At 72.0% G+C, this 19,407-nt stretch carries 16 protein-coding genes; 7 read left to right on the forward strand and 9 right to left on the reverse strand.

The annotated features are described in order from the left end of the window. Positions 1–11: 11 nt before the first annotated feature. Genes LGI35_RS16170 through LGI35_RS16180 form a run of 3 tightly spaced genes read left to right on the forward strand, consistent with a single transcriptional unit; the run spans position 12 to position 1,790 of the window. Positions 12–941, forward strand: a complete 930-nt coding sequence (locus LGI35_RS16170) for a hypothetical protein (protein WP_227300323.1) — start codon at positions 12–14, stop codon at positions 939–941. After that, positions 928–1,158: a Trm112 family protein gene (locus LGI35_RS16175; RefSeq protein WP_116502239.1), complete on the forward strand. Its 231-nt coding sequence runs from the start codon at positions 928–930 to the stop codon at positions 1,156–1,158. Before LGI35_RS16170 ends, LGI35_RS16175 begins: the two co-directional genes overlap by 14 nt. Positions 1,159–1,190: 32 nt before the next feature. Continuing rightward, positions 1,191–1,790, forward strand: coding sequence for a hypothetical protein (locus LGI35_RS16180; RefSeq protein ID WP_227294531.1), 600 nt, complete (start codon positions 1,191–1,193; stop codon positions 1,788–1,790). Here the strand turns inward: LGI35_RS16180 and LGI35_RS16185 are convergent. Both LGI35_RS16185 and LGI35_RS16190 read right to left on the reverse strand, forming a co-directional pair. Next, positions 1,780–2,682 carry an ATP-grasp domain-containing protein gene (locus LGI35_RS16185; RefSeq protein WP_227294532.1) on the reverse strand — a complete coding sequence of 301 codons (903 nt, stop codon included), beginning with the start codon at positions 2,680–2,682 and terminating at the stop codon, positions 1,780–1,782. The genes LGI35_RS16180 and LGI35_RS16185 overlap by 11 nt on opposite strands. A gap of 72 nt (positions 2,683–2,754) precedes the next feature. After that, positions 2,755–3,465 carry a FadR/GntR family transcriptional regulator gene (locus tag LGI35_RS16190; protein ID WP_227294533.1) on the reverse strand — a complete coding sequence of 237 codons (711 nt, stop codon included), beginning with the start codon at positions 3,463–3,465 and terminating at the stop codon, positions 2,755–2,757. 168 nt (positions 3,466–3,633) lie between these two features. On the opposite strand from LGI35_RS16190, the gene LGI35_RS16195 reads away from it, so the two are divergent. Then, on the forward strand, positions 3,634–5,091 hold the full coding sequence (locus LGI35_RS16195) for an acyl-CoA synthetase (RefSeq protein WP_227294534.1): 1,458 nt from the start codon (positions 3,634–3,636) through the stop codon (positions 5,089–5,091). Beyond that, positions 5,084–6,436, forward strand: coding sequence for a carboxyl transferase domain-containing protein (locus tag LGI35_RS16200; protein ID WP_227294535.1), 1,353 nt, complete (start codon positions 5,084–5,086; stop codon positions 6,434–6,436). The genes LGI35_RS16195 and LGI35_RS16200 overlap by 8 nt, the downstream gene beginning before the upstream one ends. Before the next feature lie 378 nt (positions 6,437–6,814). Here LGI35_RS16200 and LGI35_RS16205 read toward each other — a convergent pair whose 3' ends face one another. Next, positions 6,815–7,687 (reverse strand): LLM class flavin-dependent oxidoreductase, encoded by an 873-nt coding sequence (locus tag LGI35_RS16205; protein ID WP_227294536.1) that lies wholly within the window; start codon positions 7,685–7,687, stop codon positions 6,815–6,817. A 434-nt stretch (positions 7,688–8,121) separates the two neighbouring features. After that, positions 8,122–11,796 (reverse strand): S8 family serine peptidase, encoded by a 3,675-nt coding sequence (locus LGI35_RS16210; protein WP_227294537.1) that lies wholly within the window; start codon positions 11,794–11,796, stop codon positions 8,122–8,124. A 279-nt stretch (positions 11,797–12,075) separates the two neighbouring features. On the opposite strand from LGI35_RS16210, the gene LGI35_RS16215 reads away from it, so the two are divergent. Beyond that, positions 12,076–12,516 carry an HAD family hydrolase gene (locus LGI35_RS16215; protein ID WP_227294538.1) on the forward strand — a complete coding sequence of 147 codons (441 nt, stop codon included), beginning with the start codon at positions 12,076–12,078 and terminating at the stop codon, positions 12,514–12,516. A gap of 131 nt (positions 12,517–12,647) precedes the next feature. Here the strand turns inward: LGI35_RS16215 and LGI35_RS16220 are convergent, their stop codons facing one another. Beyond that, complete coding sequence (locus LGI35_RS16220; RefSeq protein WP_227300324.1) at positions 12,648–13,907, reverse strand: MFS transporter; 1,260 nt, start codon at positions 13,905–13,907, stop codon at positions 12,648–12,650. A gap of 224 nt (positions 13,908–14,131) precedes the next feature. Between LGI35_RS16220 and mreB the strand changes: the two genes are divergently transcribed. Beyond that, positions 14,132–15,169 (forward strand): rod shape-determining protein, encoded by a 1,038-nt coding sequence (gene mreB / locus LGI35_RS16225; RefSeq protein ID WP_227294539.1) that lies wholly within the window; start codon positions 14,132–14,134, stop codon positions 15,167–15,169. Here mreB and LGI35_RS16230 read toward each other — a convergent pair. The 4 genes from LGI35_RS16230 to LGI35_RS16245 all read right to left on the reverse strand — a co-directional run bounded on the left by LGI35_RS16230 (position 15,150) and on the right by LGI35_RS16245 (position 18,646). After that, entirely contained in the window at positions 15,150–15,386 is a 237-nt protein-coding gene (locus LGI35_RS16230; protein ID WP_341483366.1) for a SpoIIE family protein phosphatase, read from the reverse strand. The two genes, mreB and LGI35_RS16230, sit on opposite strands and share 20 nt — an antisense overlap. 169 nt (positions 15,387–15,555) lie before the next feature. Continuing rightward, positions 15,556–15,768 carry a hypothetical protein gene (locus LGI35_RS16235; protein WP_227294540.1) on the reverse strand — a complete coding sequence of 71 codons (213 nt, stop codon included), beginning with the start codon at positions 15,766–15,768 and terminating at the stop codon, positions 15,556–15,558. A gap of 824 nt (positions 15,769–16,592) precedes the next feature. Continuing rightward, positions 16,593–17,513, reverse strand: coding sequence for a hypothetical protein (locus LGI35_RS16240; protein WP_227294541.1), 921 nt, complete (start codon positions 17,511–17,513; stop codon positions 16,593–16,595). 620 nt (positions 17,514–18,133) lie between these two features. Then, positions 18,134–18,646 carry a hypothetical protein gene (locus LGI35_RS16245; RefSeq protein ID WP_227294542.1) on the reverse strand — a complete coding sequence of 171 codons (513 nt, stop codon included), beginning with the start codon at positions 18,644–18,646 and terminating at the stop codon, positions 18,134–18,136. Positions 18,647–19,407 lie beyond the last annotated feature (761 nt).

Below are 19,407 nucleotides of genomic sequence, written 5' to 3' on the forward strand. Positions count from 1 at the left end.
GGATGACCGCCATGTGGTGGGGCGTCGGCGCGGCGCTGCTCGCGAACGTCCTCTACAGCACCGGGTTCGTCCTGGAGAAGCGAGCGCTCGCCGCGCTGCCGCAGGTCAGCGTGCGCCGCCCGGCCCACCTGGTGCGCCTCGTCGCGGGCAGCCCCCTGTGGCTCGGCGGCTCCCTGGCCCTGGCCGCCGGGTTCGGGGCACAGCTCGCGGTCTACCGGACGCTGCCCATCGCCGCCGCGCAGGCCATCTTCGTCTCCGGCCTCGTCCTCCTGCTGCTCCTGTCCTCGGCGCTCCTCGGGGAACGCACGACGGGCCGGGAGCGGTACGCGATCGGAGCGATCCTCGCCGCGCTCCTCATGGTCGTACTGTCCCTGCGCCAGGGCAGCGACACCGTCAGCAAGGGCGCACCCGCCGCGCTGATCCTCGGGGTGTGCGTACCGACGCTCGCGGCGGGGCTCCTCCTGTACGGCCTCGCCGAGCGCAGGACGCGCCGCCGGCACCGCCTCCCGACGACCGGCGTCGAGTACGGGGTCGCGGTGGGCCTGCTCTACGGCGTGAGCTCGCTGGCCATCAAGGGGGTGGCCGGGTATCTGACCACGGACCGGCCCGGCGCGGCCGCGCTGCACCTGCTGACCTCGCCCTACCCCTATCTCCTGCTGTGCACGGGCGGGTTCGGGCTCGTCATGTCGCAGGCGGCGCTCCAGCGGTGCCGCGCCTCCCTGATCGTGCCGGTGTGCTCGACGGTGACGTGCCTGTTCACGGCCGTGCTCGGCACGCTCGCGTTCGGCGAGTCACTGCCGCGCGAGCCGGTGCCCCTGGCGCTGCGCCTGACCGGCACGGTCCTCGCCGTGTCCGTACTCCTCCTCATGCCGAAGCACGACGACCGGCCGCCCCCACCACCCTCGCCCTCCAAGGAGTTGGCCCACCGTGAAGCCCGATGACCCGCTGCTGAGGATCCTGGCCTGCCCGCTCGACAAGGGCCCGCTGCACCTCCTGCCGCCCGAGGAGGACGCCCTCCTGCCGGGCGAGGCGCTCTACAACCCCCGGCTGCGGCGCCGCTACCCGATCGTCGACGGCATCCCCCAGCTCCTGCCCTCGTCGGGCGAGCAGGTCCCGGAGGACGAGCACGAGCGGCTGCTCGATCGGATGTCGCCCTGACGGCGCGGCCGCCGTGCGCGACCATGGACCGTATGTCAGCGCGACGCGGGCCCGCCCCCACCGGTGAGCCCTTCACGGTCACCGACTTCCAGCTGGTCCTGCTGCGCCGCATGGCGGACCACAACCCGGAACTGGTGGAGGACGCGCGCCGGGAACTCGGCGCGTCGGTGGCGCAGATGCGGGAGGCGAACCGCCGCTACCAGGCCAGGCGCCATGTGAGGGGCCCGCTCACCACGCGGTCCCTGTACCGCTCGCTCCTCGGCGCTCCCGAACAGACCGTCACCCGGCAGATCGGGGACCTGACCTGTGAGGCCCTCCAATGGCGTGTGCCGCTCTGGCCCGGTCTGCTCTTCGAGGCGCTGGCCGGCCCGAACGGCGCGGTGTGGAACGAGTGGCTGGTCCGGGCCCCCGGCGCACCCGCGCCCGCGCTCCGCACCCTCGACGACCTCGTCCCCTGGTCCTGCACCGTGGACGAGGTGTCCGGGGCGTTCCCGCCGGCCCGCCCGCTGGAGGGCTCGGCGCCCACGCGCTGGGGCCTCGCCTTCGCGGCGCCGGACGCGGAGGGGACGCTTCGGGAGGTCAGGGCGGAGTTCACCTACGGGCTGCTCCAGCGCTGGACGCTCACCGGCTGACGCCGGTGGCCACCTCGATGATCGCGTCGGCGACGACCGGCAGGGAGCCGGGGTGGACCGTGCCGAGGAACAGGTTGGGTTCGACGAGCTCCAGCTCCATGACGCACGGCTTCCCGTCGTTACCGTCGACCAGGTCGACGCGCGCGTAGAGCAGTTCGGGGGCGCCCGGCACGGCGGCCAGCGCCCGCTCCGCCACGTCGAGTTCGGCGGTCGTGGGCTCCCAGGGCTCCAGCGCCGGGTGGGGCGTCTTGTGCGCGTCGTAGGCCACACCCTCGGCGAGGACGGCGCCCTTGCGTATGGCGTGCAGGAGGCGTCCGCCGCAGAAGACGACGGCGCGCTCGCCGGTGACGTCGATGTCCGTGACGTAGGGCTGCACCATCGCGGTGAGGCCGTCGCCGTGCATGCGGGCGAGCTGGCGCAGGGCGGTGTCGCGCTCCTCGGGCCGGTAGCGGCCCGCCAGCCGGGCGCCCGCGCCCGTGGTCGGCTTGATCACGTACGCGCGGTCGGCGGGCAGCTCGGGAGTGTCGCCCGGCGCGAAGTAGCGGGTCGGGACGACGGGCACGCCGCGTCCGGCCAGTTCGCCCAGGTACCGCTTGTCGGTGTTCCAGCGCACGACGTCCACCGGGTTGGCGAGCCGGGTGAGCGTCGAGCACCGCTCGGCCCACGCGACGAACTCGGCGGTGCGCCAGCTGTAGTCCCAGGTGGAGCGGATGACGGCGAGGTCGAACGAGGCCCAGTCGACCTCGGGGTCGTCCCAGAACACGGTCGCGGCCTCGGCGCCCCGCTCACTCAGCGCCTTCGCGAGCAGCGGCAGGTCCCCGTCGATCTCGATGCCGGGCCGGCTGGTGACCAGAGCGATCCGGCTCGTGCTGCCGTTGGGGGCGTCTGCCACGGGAACTCCATACGTCGGTGCGGTCGTACGAATAGCGCTCCGCAGGCTAACAACCCCCCTGGCAGGGACCGGCTACTCACCCTCGTCCGGGTCCCAGTCCAGGAGCCGCACCTTCGCCACGGTCCGCACATGGCGGCGCATCGCCGCCGCGGCCTGTGCGGGGCGGCCCGTCTCGATCGCTTCGAGGATCGCCCGGTGCTGGGCGAGGGAGCGGGCGGGGCGGCGCGGCTGGCGCAGGGACTCGGTGCGGGACTCGGTGACCTGGTCGGCGATGGACCGCATGAACTCGGCGAGAAGCGCGCTGTGGGCGGCCGCGGTGACGGCCGCGTGGAAGAGGCGGTCGCCCTCGACGCCGTGGCCGCCCTCCTCGATGTCGGCGGCCATGCGGTCGAGCGCCGTGTGCAGGGCGGCGAGGTCCTCGTCGGTGCGGCGTTCGGCGGCCAGCTCGGCGAGCTTGGTCTCCAGGGCCTCTCGGGCCTCCAGGACGTCGGGCAGCCGGCGCCTGCGCTCCACCATGTGCTCGACGGGCTCCGCGTCGAGGCTGTCGCGCATGAGGTACGTGCCGCCGCCGTGCCGGGCCTCCACCAGACCCTGGACCTCCAGGACGACGATGGCCTGCTTCACGGAGGCGCGGCTCACGCCCAGGCGAGCGGCCAGGTCGCGCTCGGGCGGGAGGCGGTCACCGGCGCGCAGGCCGCCCTCGGCGACGTAGGCGCGCAGCCGGTCGAGGACCTGCTCGTACAGGCGCGGCCTGGCCGTCATCGGCCGCAGTGCGTCGGTCATGGGGCCCTCCTCCCTGGGGTTCCGCAGCGTAACAGCGGACCGAAGGAATGGCCCAGTGGCTGAACCAATCTTCGGGCGCATCCTTGACGTAGGGGCGACGCCACCCGCACATTGGTTCAGCCACTTGGCCACTGCCGTCCCTGTCGACCGCCGCTAGGAGCGCCACCCGTGTCCCTGCTCTTCCCCGCCCTGGCCCACGACCCCGACCGCCCCGCCCTGCGCTTCGGCGACCGCTCCCTCACCTACGGGGAGCTGGCCTCGGCGGCCGGAGCCCTGGCCGCGCGCCTCGACGGCGCGCGCCGGGCCGCCGTGTGGGCGACACCCACCCTGGAGACCGCCGTCGGCGTCGTCGCGGCGCTGCTCGCGGGCGTGCCCGCCGTGCCGCTCAACCCGAAGTCCGGCAGCGGCGAGCTGGCGCACATCGTGGCCGACAGCGCCCCGGACGTCGTGCTCGCCGCGCCGGGGACCGAACTCCCGGACGCGCTCGGCGACTTGACGTTCGTCGGCACGGACGTCGACACGACTGCCGCGTCGGGCCCGGCCCGCGAGTGGCCCGAGCCGGACGCGTCGGCGCCCGCGTTCGTCGTCTACACCTCCGGCACGACGGGCCCGCCCAAGGGCGCCGTCCTTCCGCGCCGCGCGGTCACCTCGACCCTGGACGCGCTCCAGGACGCGTGGGAGTGGACCGGCGACGACGTCCTGGTGCACGGCCTGCCGCTGTTCCACGTGCACGGCCTGATCCTGGGCATCCTCGGCCCGCTGCGCCGCGGCGGATCGGTGCGCCACCTGGGCCGGTTCAGCACGGAGGGCGTGGCGCGCGAGCTGGGCAGTGGGGCGACCATGCTGTTCGGGGTGCCGACGATGTACCACCGCATCGCCGAGGCCCTGCCCGTCGAGCCGGAGCTGGTGAAGGCCCTGTCGGGGGCGCGGCTCCTGGTGTCCGGTTCCGCGGCGCTGCCCGTGCACGACCACGAGCGGATCGCCGCAGCGACGGGCCGCCGCGTCATCGAGCGGTACGGGATGACGGAGACCCTGATGAACACGAGCGTGCGGGCGGACGGCGAGGCGCGTGCGGGCACGGTCGGCGTGCCGCTGCCGGGCGTCTCGGTGCGGCTCGTGGAGGAGGACGGCGTCACGGAGATCCCGGCCGGAGACCCGGAGGCGGTCGGCGAGATCCAGGTCAGGGGCCCGAACCTCTTCACCGAGTACCTGAACCGGCCCGACGCGACGGCCGGCGCGTTCGCCGAGGGCGGCTGGTTCCGCACCGGCGACATGGCGGTCCGCGACCCGGACGGCTATGTCCGCATCGTGGGCCGCAAGGCCACCGACCTCATCAAGAGCGGCGGCTACAAGATCGGCGCGGGCGAGATCGAGAACGCGCTCCTGGAGCACCCCGGGGTGAGCGAGGCCGCCGTCACCGGCGAGCCCGACGACGACCTCGGCGAGCGCATCGTGGCCTGGATCGTCCCGGCCGACGCCGAACATCCCCCGGCAGCGGACGAGTTGGCCTCCCACGTCGCCGACCGCCTCGCCCCGCACAAGCGCCCGCGCGTGGTGCGCTGCCTGGAGTCGCTGCCCCGCAACGACATGGGCAAGATCATGAAGCGGGCGCTCCCCCGTGGCTGACACCGTGCGGCTCTCCGCCCGCGAGGCCCTCGCCGCCGTCACCGACCCCGGCACCTTCACCGAACTGCCCGCCCCCGACGGCACGTACGCGCCCGACGGGCCGCTCTCCTGGGACGGCTACGACGCGGCGCGGGCACGGGCCGCCGCCCGCACCGGCGAGGCCGAGTCCGTGGTGTGCGGGACGGCGTCGGTCGGCGGAACCAGGGCCGTACTGGTCTCCTTCGAGTTCGGCTTCCTCGGCGGCTCGCTCGGCGAGCGCACGGGCGACCGCATAGAGGCCGCGTACACGTTCGCCCGCGCGCACCGGCTCCCCGTCGTGCCCCTGGTCGCGACGGGCGGCAGCCGGATGCAGGAGGGCATGCGGGCGCTGGTCCAACTCCAGCGCGTGGCACGGCAGTCGGCGCTCACGCGGGAAGCCGGCCTGGCGCAGGTGGCGGTCCTGCGCGACCCCACGACGGGCGGCGGCTGGGCGACGCTCGGCGCGGGCGCCGATGTGATCCTGGCGCTCGAGTCGGCGCAGGTGGGCTTCGCGGGCTCGCGGGTGAGGCCCGCGGACGCGGACCCGGCGGCGTACTCGGCACGCGGCCAGCTCTCGGCCGGCGCCGTCGACGCGGTGGTGCGCCGAGACGACCTGACGGAGACCCTCGCCCGCTGGCTGCGGCTGCTCACGCGCCCGTCCGACGACCCCGCCCCGGTCCCCTACGCGCTCGGCCGCGGCGATCTGCCCGCCACGGGCCGCGACGCCGTCCGCCGCGCCCGGTCCACCGAACGGCCGCGCGCGGAGGCCTACTTGGACGCCTACTTCGCGTCCCGGGTCACGGTCGTCGGCGACCGCTGCGGCGGCACCGACGACGGTGTGCTGTGCGGCTTCGGGGAGAGCGCCCGGGACGGCAGAACGGTCGCGTACGCCGCACAGCTCGGTACGGCGACCCGGCCGGCCGGCTACCGCACGGCGGCGCGCCTGGTGCGGCTCGCCGGGCGACTCGGCATGCCCGTGCTGACGCTGGTGGACACGCCGGGCGCGGCCAACGACGCGGAGGCGGAGCGGTCCGGGGCGGGTGCCGCCATCGCGGACCTGTTCACGGCGCTCGCCGCGTCGCCGGTCCCGGTCACCACGCTGGTCGTGGGCGAGGGCGGCTCGGGCGGGGCGCTCGCCCTGGCCGCACCGGAGAACACCTGGGCGACACCGGACAGCTACTTCTCCGTCATCGCGCCCGAACTCGCCGCCGCGATCCTCAAGCGCGACCCGGACGAGGTGGACGCGACGGCCGATCAACTCCGCCTCAGGCCACAGGACTTGGTGGAGCTGGGAGTGGTGCGCGGGATCGCGGGGACGGCGCCGTGAGCGAGTCCGCACGGCAGGGCGGGGCATCACGAGGACTCGCAAATACGAACAGGGGAGCAGTTGTTCCCTGGAACAGGTGATCGTTCCGCGAGGAATTGCCTGAGGCGCCGGTGACCGACGATGCTTACGGTGCGCAAGCAACGGGCTGCAGACCGTAATTGCGGGCCCGGTCCATGTCCCATACGTGGCCGGGGAGTTGGTCCCACACGTGCAACACCGCTAGGAGAACGCGCCACCATGAACCTGATCACCGACATCCTCGCCGGCCTCGTCCACTTCGTCGGCTGGCTCGTCTGACGCCAGGCCGCGCAGGTCACGCGGAGTCAACCGCGGCGGCGCCGTCTCCCCGGTCCCACGGGGAGGCGGCGCCGCCGCGCGTCACGCCCCGCACACCGCGGCCGCGTCCGTGAGGGCACGCAGCCGCGGAAGGACCTCACCGGCTACGCGGGCCGGCTCGCCGGGACCCGTACAGCCGTAGAGGACGAACTCGTCGATGCCGAGCTGCCGGTAGGCGAACAGCCGCCGCGCCACCTCGTCGTACGTGCCGACGACCGTGTCCCCCGCCGGTCCGCTCCGGCCGTCGTCCACGATCCGGTCCGCCGCGTCCCGCGCCTCGGACTCCTCGGCGCGGCCCACCAGGCGCAGGCGGAGCCCGTACCGCAGCCGCGGATTACGGTCCCGCGAGCGGGCGACGCGCTCCGCGACGACGGCCGGCGGCGCGCTCCTCACCAGCCGCACATCGGCCCGCCGGGCCGCGATGCCGTCGGCGGCCGGGGATTCGCCCCCGAAGTAGAGCGGCACCGGATGCTCGACGGCCGGGTCGCTCAACTGGGCGCCCTCGACCTGCACATGCTCCCCCTGGAAGTCGATGCGCCTGCCGTCGAGCAGGTCGCGCACGACGGCCATCACCTCGTCGGTGCGCCCGTAACGCTGGTCGTGGGTCAGCCCGGCGCCGTGCGCGCCGACGTCGAGCCTGAGGCGGCCGCCCGCGAACCGGCGGAACGCGTCGGCCTGTTGGGCGATGACGGTGGGTCCCGCGCTGCCCGTGGGCAGCGCGACGAGGAAGCCGATCCGCTCGGTCTGACGACAGAGCCCCGACGCGAGCGCCCACGGGTCGGGGCCGCCGGCCGGCATCGAGAGCGAGTCGAACCCGGCACGCTCCGCGGCGAGGGCCGTGGGGGCCAGCGAGTCGATGTCGGCCGGCCGCCGGGCCGGCAGGTACCAGTGCAGCAGAGGATGGTTCTCGGGCATGACGACACCTCGGGAATCGCGCGGGGGCGTGGACTACTGCGGGAACGGACGCGGGGCCGCCGGGGCGGCTCGAAGGACACGGGACGCGGGCGGACCGGGCGAGGGAACGCCTCCCCGGAGCGCCTCAGGAAAGGGCGTCGGGGCCGGAAGCGGCCGGACAGAGCATCGTCGACACACGCAGAAGATCCACGTGGCGGCGCGAGACGAGCACGCGCGAGACGAGTACCGGAGCCATGCACGCATCCTGTCCGCGGCCACGGCGCCCCCACAAGGGCGTTCCCGCATGGCGGACAGCGACGTATCACTGGGTGGACGTCGAGGGCGCCGAGACGCACGCGAAGGCCCGGCGCGGCTGGCTGCCGTGCCGGGCCTTCGGCCAGACATCCGTACAGGTCAGTGCACCCGTACCGGTCAGAACATCGGTACCGGAAGGGCTACTTGACCCCCACCGCCCGGATGATCTCCTGGGTGACCTTGCCACCGCGGTCGTCGCTCGCCGAGGCGCGCAGGGACACGTACTCCGCGTCGCCCGGCACCTTCAGCGTGCCCTTCCAGGACGCGCCGTGCCCGTCGAGCGCGACCTTCGTCCAGGTCTTGCCGTCGTCGTACGACACCTCCAGGGTGCCGCCGCCGATCTTCCCGGTGTCCGGGGCGCCCTTGACGTACTCGGAGAAGATGCCGACGGGGATCCGGTGTCCGCCGCGGACGTTGCCCGCGAGGTCGGTGTCGACGTCGAAGCCGAGGTTGAGCAGCGGCAGGAACGTCCACCGGTCGTCGGGGGTCTCGGCGGACTTGAACGTCCACTCGGAGTGGCCCTTCGTGGCCAGCTTCCAGCGCGCGGGGTCGAGCGCCGTGTCGGTGACGACCTTGTAGGTGTGCTCGGCCGGGTCGGCGTCCCACACATACACGGCGGAGCTCTTCTTGCGGTCCTTGAGCACCCCGTCGACGTACACCTCGGTGTTCTGCGTCTGGGTGCTGTCGCTCCACACGTCGCCGAAGCCGGTGTGGTCGGGGCCGGAGTCGCCCCAGCCGGGCACGTTGAACTGGAGGGTGTCGCCGGAGCGCTGCTGGCCCCAGCCGAGACCGGTGCCGAGCCACGGGTGCCAGACCGGCTTGAACCAGTCGAGCTCGGAGTGCTTGCCGCCCTTGTAGGTGATCAGGCCGCTGCGCTGCTCCAGGTCGGTCGGGCCGGTCTGGACGGACTCGTGCCACTTCTGGCCGGTGCCGGTGGAGACGTAGTCGGTGCGCTCGGCCGGGTAGTCGATCTTCTCGAGGAAGCCGAGGCCGATGTGGAAGGTGTCGGTGATCGAGTAGCGGAACTCGCCGCCCGCCTGGGGCTTCACCGCATGGAACTTGGCGTCCAGGACAGCCAGTTCGGACTTGCCGGGCCGGTAGGTCAGGTCGCCGCCCGGGACGGCACCCTTGTGCTCGTCGGTGACGTCGTACACCCACGGTGTGTTGCGGGTGCCGGTCATCGCGACGCTGTGGCCCGCCTTCGCGGCCGCGGCGAGCTTCGCGCCGTCCGCGGAGTCGACCGTGGCGATCTGGAGCGGACGGTCGGCGCCGTCGTCCGTGCCGAACCAGGCGTTGAGCCTGCCCGCTGCGTCGTCGGTGACGAACAGCGCCTTGGCACCCGCGTCCTGCGCGGCCTGGGCGAGCTCGGCCGGGGAGAGCGCGTCGGTGCGGCGGACGAGAACGGCCTTGCCGCGCACGTTCTTGCCCGTGTAGTCGGTGGGCGCACCGGCGCCGGCGTCCACGACCGCGAGCTTGCTGCGGCCCTCGGTCAGGGTGGAGCCAGGCTGGACGACGGCATCGCGGAGCCCGTCCACCTGGAGCGTGGGCTTCCCGAGGCGCCACACGGTGCGGTACTCGAAGGACCCGTCGGTGACCTTGTGAGTCGGCGCGGCGAAGACGCTGTCGTACTTGACGGGCAGCTGGACCGCGCTCATGTAGTCGGCGCCGCCCGCCTTGCGGTCGGCCTCCATGAGGAGCTGGCGGGTCTGGGCCGTCCGGCCGACGTCGGCCTTGATCTCCTTCAACTGCCGCCCGTCGAGGGTGATCTCGCGGTCCCGGTCGAGCTTGATCTCCGGGTCGGCGAGGTAGCCGAGTCCGAGGGAGTCCTTGCCGTGGCTGCCGCGCACGTCGAGGTAGGACTCGACGTAGTACGAGCCGGGCTTCAGGCGCAGCTGGAGGGTGCCGGAGTCACCGACCGTGGCGGGGAACGGATCGGTGTTCCCGACGAGCTGCTGCACGCCGAGATACGCGGCCGTCGCGGCGCCGTCCCGGTCCTTCACATGGACGGTGAGCGTGTACCGCTCCTCCTCCTTGACCAGGCCGAACGCCGTGTGCGCGACGGGCTTCCCGGCCACGGACGCGACGATGCGCCCGCTGGTGTTCCCGACGGCGGCCTTGGCGCCGTCGCCGGTCACAGTCGTGGAGGCGGTGCCGTGTGCCGGCACCGTCAGCTTGCTGTCGGCGAGCGAGACGACGCCGTCGGCCGCGCCCTCCGCGGCCAGCGTCAGCTCCACCGGGCTGTCGGAGGAGTTGCTGTAGATGACCGTCTTCGTGACCGGCTTGTTGCTCTCGTACGGCCACTTGTAATAGCCGAGGTCGGCGCTGCCGGTCGCGGTGACGTCCGCGGTCACGGCGTCGGGCACGCTGACGCGTCCCGAGCCCAGGTCGTAGGCGGAGTCGGCGAGTTCCTCGGACGTGGACATCAGCCCGTCCTTGAGCTGCTCGCCCGTCCAGTCGGGGTGCTTCTGGGCGAGCAGGGCCGCGACACCGGCGACGTGCGGCGTCGCCATCGACGTACCGCTCATGGTGGTGTACGGGCCGCTGCCGGAGACCAGCGAGGAGCGGGCGGCGAGGATGTCGACGCCGGGCGCGGACAGGTCGGGCTTGAGCCCGTTGTCCCCGAAGCGGGGACCCTTGCTGGTGAAGTAGGCGGCCTGGTCGGAGGAGTCGACGGCGCCCACGGTGAGGGCGGAGTCGGCGGCGCCGGGCGAGCCGATGGAGCCGGGGGCGCCGGAGTTGCCCGCGGCGATGACGAAGAGGGCGCCGGTCTCCTTGGACAGGGAGTTCACGGCGGCGGCCATCGGGTCGGTGCCGTCGCTGGCCTCGGACGAACCGAGGCTCATCGAGACGACCTTGGCGTGGATGTCCTTGGCGGCCCACTCCATACCGGCGATGATCTGCGACTCGCTGCCGGAACCCTCGTTGCTGAGGACCTTGCCGACGGCGAGGGTCGCGTCGGGGGCGACGCCCTTCTCCTTGCCGTCGGAGGCGGCTCCGCTGCCGCCCACGGTCGAGGTGACGTGGGTGCCGTGGCCGTTGCGGTCCGCGACCTCCTGGCCCTCGATGAAGGACTTGGACTCGGTGACGCGGGACGCGAGGTCGGGGTGCGTGGCGTCGTAGCCGGTGTCGAGGACGGCGACCTTCACGCCCTTGCCGGTGAGCCCGGCCTCCCAGGCCTTCGGGGTGCCGATCTGCTCGTTGCTCTCGGCCATGTCGGCCTTGACGCGGCCGTCGAGCCAGATCTTGCCGATGCCGTCGGCGAAGTCCTTGCCCTCGGGGGCGGTCACGGCGTTCCAGAACGTGCGGCCCTTGCCGGCGTCCACGGCGGCGCCGCCGATACTGGCGAGAGCGCGGGTCCGGTCGGCGCCCTTCGGGGTGCGCGCCGCGGAACGGGCACTCTTCCCGCTGTACGACACGATGAGCGGGGTCGCGTCGGCCTTGGCGTCGGACAGGCCCTGGCGTATCAGCTCACTCACGTCGAAGAGCCGGGCGTCCAGAGTCCCGGCCGCCAGGTAGGCACGCGCCTCGTCGGGTACGACGCTGATCCTGCCGTCGTTCACCTGGGTCCTGACGGCGCCGGTCGCGCCCTTCGCGCGGTCGACGGTGACGGCCTTCTTGTCGCCGCCGAGGTCGGTGACGGTCACCTTGTCACCGGTCACCAGGGTCACTGTGTGAGCGGCTCGGGCGGCGGGCGTGGTGGCGTGGGCCGCCGGGGTGGTGGTGTCACCGGCGACGGCCTGCCCGCCCGGAAGCAGCGCTAGCGCGAGCCCGGCCGACAGCAGGGCCGCGCCCCGTCTCGCTGGTCCTCTGGTCATCGTTGCCTCTCTTCGTAAGCCTCGGGTCGGGGTGTTACCCGAGCACTGCGAAGAGTGTGAAGTGCCCACTGTTACAGCGACATTGACGGGACCTGGCGGGAAGCTGCCCTGGCGCCTTCCCGCCAGGGAGCGACCCGGACGCGACCCGGACGCGACCCGGACGCCGTCGCGATGCCATCTCCATGCGGGCCTCCGGGTGCGCCTGACAGCCCCAACACCCCTCGCTCACCATGGTGTTAGGCACGTGTCACACGTTTCGACCGGTTTCACGGGGGTGGCATGGACGGTTTGGTGGAGTACGAGACCGAGGACGGCGCGCCCCGTCGGCCCACCCGCGACGCGGACCTCCTGATCCGCACGCTCAACTCCACCGGCCGCCCGGTGTCCGTGGTCAGCGACGTGTCACCGCACGCCGTCTCGGCTCATCTCCAGAACCGTGCCCTCGCCGTCCGCGCGGGCGTCCACGGCCGCTCCGAAGACCCCCGCCTGCTCATGCCGAACCCGGACGTCCCGCACCGCGCCCTGCACCAGCCGGGCTCCCCCACCCCGCACGGCGTACTCATCGGCTCGTCCCCCGCGGAGCTGACCGCGGCCCGGACGGCAGGCCTCCCCTTCATCGGCTACGCCCCGAACCGCCGCACAGCCACCTGCCTGACCGACGCCGGTGCCCACCACCTGGTCCGCAACCTGACAGATCTCCTCGACGCCCTGCACCGCTGACGCCCCTCAGGCCGCGGGCGGCGCCACCGGCAAAGGACTCGTCCCCGGCTCGAAACACGACCGCACGCAGATCCGCGGCCGCTCGCCGGAGTACCGCTGCGCGCCCCGCCGCCGTGACACCCCGAGCGCCCTCACGCCGTAGGCCTCCTGGCGTCGTAGCTCAGGAACTTGCGCCACTTCAGGGCGAGGAGCAGGACCGCCACCACGCACGCCGCGCCGCCGCCCGTGATCGCCACCGTGGGGGACGCGAGGTCGGCCGTCGAGCCTGCGACGAAGTCGCCGAGGCGGGGGCCGCCCGCCACGACCACGATGAAGACGCCCTGGAGGCGGCCGCGCATCTCGTCGGGGGCCGCGACCTGGAGCATCGTGCCGCGGAAGACCATCGAGACCGTGTCCGCGCAGCCGGCGAGCGCGAGGAAGAAGAGGCCGAGCCAGAGGTTTCTGGTCAGGCCGAAGACGGCGATGGCGAGGCCCCACCCGCACACGGCGATCACGACCGCCAGGCCGTGCCGGTGCACGCGGCCGAGCCAGCCGGAGAACACCCCACCCAGCAGAGCGCCCACCGCGGGAGCGGCGACGAGCAGGCCGGTGGTCCGGGCGTCGCCGCCGTACCAGAGCAGCGCGACGGCCGGGTACAGCGCCCGCGGATACGCGAGGACCATCGCGCACATGTCCGTGAAGAAGGTCATCCGGAGGTTGGGCCGCCCGGCCAGGAACCGCAGGCCGTCCACGACGGAGGCCCGCTTGCGCCGCTCCCCCTCCGGCCCGTCCGGCAGCATCGCGGGCAACCGCCACATCGCGTACAGAGCCGCCGAGAAGGCGACCGCGTCGATCAGGTACGCCGTCTGGTAGCCCCACAGGCCGACCACGACCCCGCCCAGCATGGGGCCGATGAGGGTGCCGGCCGTGCTCGTCATGGAGTTGAGCGCGTTCGCCGCCGGCAGGTGTTCCGACGGCAGCAGGCGCGGGATCATCGACGTGCGTGCCGGGGAGTTGAGCGCCCCGCACACCGCCTGGAGGGCCACGACCGCGTAGAGCAGCCACACCCGGTGATAGCCGGCGAGCGCCGCGACGGCCAGTGCCACGGACAGCGCGCACGAACCGGACGCGCTGTACAGGCCGAGCTTGCGCCGGTCCATCGTGTCCGCGATGGCACCCCCGTAGAGGCCGAAGACGACCAGCGGGACCAGCGAGAACAGGCCGACGAGGCCCACGGAGAAGCTGGAGCGCGTGATGTCGTACACCTGGAGGGACACCGCGAGCGCGGTCATCGCCTGGCCCGTCCAGGACACCGTGTTGCCGACCCACAGGCGCCGGTAGTCGACGGAGATACGCAGCGGGGTGAGATCGGCGAGAATCCGGCGGCGCCCACCCGGCGCGGGGCCCTTCACCGGTGCGGAGGCGGGTATCGCAGGGGCCTCGGAAGCGTCTGCCTGGTCCGGCGAGGAGGGGGTGCTGGTCACACGGGATGCTAACAACGCCCGGCAAGATCACCCGTCCGGCGGAACCCCGCCCGGCTCATTCCAGCGCGCGCCCGGAGCCACCCCGCCGGAGGATTCCAGAAGGGCCGTTATTTGACGACCCGTCACGGTCTGCGCTCTCGGGAGGATCTGCCATGACCGTCAGTCTGGAGCAGTTGCGCCGCTGCCATCTCGCCGTCGACCTGGGGGCCGCGCGGACCCGGGTGTTCGTGAAGGGCGCGGGCCTCGTCGTCGACGAGCCGAGCGCCGCCGCCGTCAACACCCGCACCGGCGCCCTGATCGCGGTCGGTGAGCTCGCCGAGAAGATGACGGGCCGCACCCCCGACTACATCCGCGTCATGCGCCCCGTCTCCGGCGGCACCGTCGTCGACATCGACATGGCCCAGCGCATGCTGCGCCACCTCCTCGGCGAGAAGCTGCGCCGCACGCTGCGCCGCAAGCCCCGGCTGCGCGCCGCCGCCTGCACCCCGCACGACGCCGACCCGCTCGCGCAGCGCGCCGCCGTCGAGACCCTGGTCGGACTCGGCGCGCGCCGCGTCGAACTCGTCGACACCCTCATCGCCGCCGCCGTCGGCTGCGGCCTGCCCGTCGAGCGCCCGGAAGCCACGATGATCATCGTGTGCGGGGCGGCCACGACGCAGATCGCCGTCCTCTCCCTGGGCTCGATCGTGACCGCCGAGCGCATCCCGGTCGGCGGCGATGCCATCGACCACGCGGTGGTCCAGCACCTGCGCCAGCACCACGAGCTGATGCTCCCGTCGCAGTCCGTACGTCCCCTGCAGATCGCCCTCAGCGGCAACGGCCTCACCCCGCACGGCCCGGAGTCGACGGAGATCCACGGCCGGGACGTGGCGACGGGCCTGCCCCGCTCGGTGCACGTCGACACGGCGGCCGTGCGCCACGCGATCCACACCCCGCTGACCGCCGTCCTCGACGGCATCGGCCAGGTCCTGCGGGACTGCCCGCCCGACCTGGTGGCCGACCTCGCGGACCGCGGCATCATGATGGTCGGCGGCAGCGCGCTGCTGCCCGGTTTCGACCAGATGCTGCGCGAGGCCACGGGAGTGCCGATCCACATCGCCGAACGCCCGGACATCTGCGCGGTCCTCGGCCTCGGCGCGATGCTGGAGGGCAAGGTCCAGCCCCTCACCCTCACCCCGGTGGCCGGCTGATTCCGCCGACCGGGGTCGCCGCGGCGCGGGGACGTCCTTGCCGGTGCGCGTCGCGGACCTCGGTCACGCCGTCCGCGTACAGCAGGAGTTGGTCCCCCGGCACGAAATCGACCTGATGCGGGCGAGCCGGTTCACCGCCGTGCGCACCGAGCCCCTGGGCCGGTGCGCAGGCGGGCGGGCGTGAGCAGTCCACGGATGAGTCGCGACGCACCAGCATCGGGGCCGGCCCGGTGGCGACAGGTGCCGATCAGTCCGGCAGCGAAGGCCTGCCCGAGCAAAACAGCGGGAGCTCCGGCGGCCGGGACGGGGGGCTCACCTCCGCACGCGCGCAGAGGCATGGCTGCGGAGGCCGGAAGACCCGCTTGCCCTCGGCGGGTCCACGATGTTCATCGTGCCGCGTAGTGGTGGGCTCGCCCTCCCCGCCACTTCACCCATGTCTCGTCGTCGAGAAGTGCGCTGTGAACCGTCACGCCGGCCTGACAGAGGAATGCGACGAGGTCGGCATCACTCCGGGCGATCCCGGCGATGTGCCCCTGGATTACCACCCGCCGGCCCCCGGTGGGGGTGGGCGGGTGCACGACGATCGGCGTGGAGTCCATACGGCGAACGGTGCTACGGACCGGCCGATCCCGCGCGCGTGGGCTGCGGCGAGGATGTTGCTCTGTTCGCGTGACCGGCCACATCAACAGTGACGCGAGGCCGCGCCGCGACCGGCGTCGGGGAACGGTCCGTCCGGGGGTGTGGCGGACTGCGGCGGCGTCCGGCCGTCGCGGTCGCGCGCCCTCATGTGCCGCACCCACCAAGCGGGTTGGCCTACGGATACAGCTCCCGGGACCACCTGATCACCTGGCGACTCGCCAGGCCGCTTGCACCGCTCGGTTCAGCCGGGCCGAGCCCCTGTGTGTGACGGACGCAAGGGCTCGCCGGGCACTTCCGCTCAGCCGATCGGCTGACTGCGTCCCCTCGATGCGCGGGTGCCGTCGTTTCAGCCGCGAGGCGGCCAGGGCGGGGTGAGGTGATCCGCTCGGCGCCGGGGCCTGATCCGACGATGGGTCAGGGGCCGGGGCGGAACGGTTTCGGTCTCGGTACCTGGGCCGGGCAGCCGGCCTTGGGGCGGATGTGCCGAAAGTCGCGGCGGACGCGGGCGGGGGTGCCGGCGGGTCCTGCCTCGCGTCGTGACCCAGCAGACTCATCCCCACGCCTTCGTGCTGGACGTGTGTGTTCCTAGGTCGGAGCACATGCCCAGCCGAGGACCGCCTCCGTGCCAGCCCGTGACCGTGTAGGCCGGTGGCCGAACCGAATGCTCAAGTTCGGCCTGCCATTCGGCTACGGACATCGAAGATCAAGCTCGGGAGAGCGAAGTCGTTCGGCGGCAGCATTCGGCCGGCGCCGCATGACTCGTCGTTCGTGCCCGGACACACCGTCACGAACGGCTGAATCGTCGCAGTGGCCCCGCCGGACCGGACAGCTTCGAGAGAAACGCCTGAGATGTTGCCGTGAGGCGGTTTTCGTCACGCCTTCCCGAGTCCGGACTCCGTGGGGTGTCGAATGGCAAGGCGGGCTGCCAATGCTGCTCGAGACGCCTTGTCGAACCCTGTTCGCAGATCTCGGGCTGAGACGAAGACGGGCGACGGGCGAACTCCGCTGTCGAAGCCTGGTTCTGCGACGTCAACTGATTCGCCACGAGGTAGATGAGCGTGGCGACCGCGTCCTGATCCACGACCACGGTACGAGCACTGCTCACCGGCTCCGCGGGGGCCGAACTCCTTGAACACCTTCCCGGTGCGATCGGAACGGCCTGCTCTCGCCCCGCGAACTCACCGGCCGGCGGAACACCGGATGCGCTCAGCCTTGACGGCCTGGAGCGAATTCCGAGGGAATCCCTGCGTTCTTCGATGTAGTCGAACTGCTGGTAGAACCCGGACAGGTGAGACGCGTTCTTCTCGAGTCCCTCGACGATCTGCTCCCTGTCGCGCAGGAGTTCGCGATGCATTTCCCCGTACGCACTGCCCAGCTTGATGGAGTCCTCGCCGCGATCACTCAGGCCGCTCGCGTAGGGGGCGGCGACGGCCAGCGCCGCGAGGCCCGACAGCCCGGAGATGAGAACCTGCGCCGTGAGCATCGAGGACTCGGCGACCAGAGGCCAGGCCAGAAGTCCGGTGAGGAGGCTGACGCCTCCGGCGGCGACGCCGTAGAGGCGCTCCTTGCGTACCAGGCGGACGGCTTCGCGCGGCATCCTCCTTGCCCAGTACTCGGAGCTTTCGATGGTCTCTTCAAGTCTTTGCGAGATTGCCGCGGCGGCCGGAGTCTTTGATTTTCTGAGCGAGCTCTGCGGCATTTTCATGCATCCCTCGAGTCCAAAGAGGCGGATTCGGCGTCACGGATCGACGGAGCAAGGAGGTCCGCGGCCTGGTGAACGCTCAGCCCGTGCACAGCCCGCAATCCCACCCACTGCGGTGTTCGGCTGGTCGGCCATGGAGCCATTTCGCATACCCCCGTCCGTATACGCAATGTGCAACATGACCGACGGCAGCCGACGTGACTCTGACAGGTGACTTTCCCGAATATCCGAACGTAAGTACGGGTGTACAGCTCGCCCGCCCTTACGACTTCCCGAAGACCCTGCGCGTTCCTGACGAGCAACTCGGCATGGAACGGTGCGAAGTCCTTCAGGTTGCCGGACCCCTGCGAGGCACCCCGATTGGGAAGCTTCGGACTCGATCGAGGCCCTGCGTCGGGCCTCGATCGAGCCAGAAGAACTGGACATACCTCGGCGCGTCTTCGACGAAGCGCGACATGTCCATGGGAGCGCCCGAAATCACCCTCATGCAGGCACGGAATTGAGGCGATCCATGCCGGCATTAAGCCATCTCGGGCGCGGCGTGCCCGGCTGGGTTAAACTTTCGTTGACCGCCCCGGCCCGATTCCGACGGGCCGGGGCCTCAACTATTTCAGCAGCAGGTACTACCAGCTGCCCTTGCCCCCACGGCGGTAGTCGTCGACCACGCGGAAGCTGCCCACGACGCCGTGCTTGACCCACACGCCGCCACGGACCCGGTGGGGGGAGACGCTGTTGCTGGTGCTCCACGGTCCGACCGTGGCAACGGGAGACCCGTTGTCGCAGGTCGCACCACGGAAGACCTCAACAGTCTTGCGGCTGTCGTTGCGGACGTTGAAGCTGTTCGCACCCAGACCGCTGACCACGGTGATGCAGCCGTCCGAGCCGGCCGAGTAGGACCGCTCGTTGATGTGGATCCGACCCTCGTGCCGGTAGCCGCCGTTGTAGTCGTCGTCCTTCTCCTTGCCCTGGCCGGAGTCGCCACCGAGGGGCGCCGCCGCGGGAGCAGCCGCCTGACGAACAGCCGGAGCAGCCGGAGCCGCCTCCGTGCCGGCAGCAGCGGCGTAGTTGATGCCGGTGGCAGCAAGGGCTGCAGCACCCGCGATGGCAGCGGTGACAGCAATGGAACGCTTGCTCATGTCAGTTTCTTCCTTCTCGGAGAGATCGGCCGGACAGCCGCTCTGTGAATGAAGATACAGAAATCACCTCATTCGTCACTTATCAGACGTGCTGAAAATGCGAAAAATAAGCCGTGTGGCCGTATGGCCACGGAGGCGCACACCGCCCGAGGCATCCGCACCGATCGCCAATTGCCCACTTACACATGGCAGTTGATGCCTCGCGCGCCCTGCCCGATGACTCGCTGTCAGCTGCTCAAATTTCCTGAAGCCGTGTCGCAGGTTCCGCGTGGCGCGCCGTCGCTCGCGTCACCGGCCGGTATAGGCGAGGCCCGCCGAGGCCATGTCGACCCACTGGAGCGGCTGGAGGGCGGCGGCCTCGTCCGGCTTCTTCAGCTCGGTGAACACGTGAAGCCGGATGCCCTGTGCGTCTCGGGTGTCCTGAGAGTCCCGAGCGCCTTCGGCGGCCACGGCCGTCACCGCGCAGACCGACCTGGGCTCGCGATCCGCCCGTCCTGGTCCTGACGCCGACGTCGTCCCTCGTTGCGCATGAGGGAGAGCACCACCTCGTTCGATCCTCCGCGTGTCGGACACCCCCTACCGCGCGTGCGATACCCCGTGCAGGCAGGTTCAGCGCCTCGGCGGCGAACCCGATGCGGGGGCGCCGGGAAGCTACGGCGAAGCAGAGCAGCCGGCGCGTGGGCCGACGGGAGGAGGGAAGGAAGGGGGGAGGGAAAGGGGGCAGATCGGTCAGATCGCCGATCTTGCATCAGCCTGGTGCG

The sequence above is a fragment of the Streptomyces longhuiensis genome (assembly GCF_020616555.1).
Classification (GTDB): Bacteria; Actinomycetota; Actinomycetes; order Streptomycetales; family Streptomycetaceae; genus Streptomyces; species Streptomyces longhuiensis.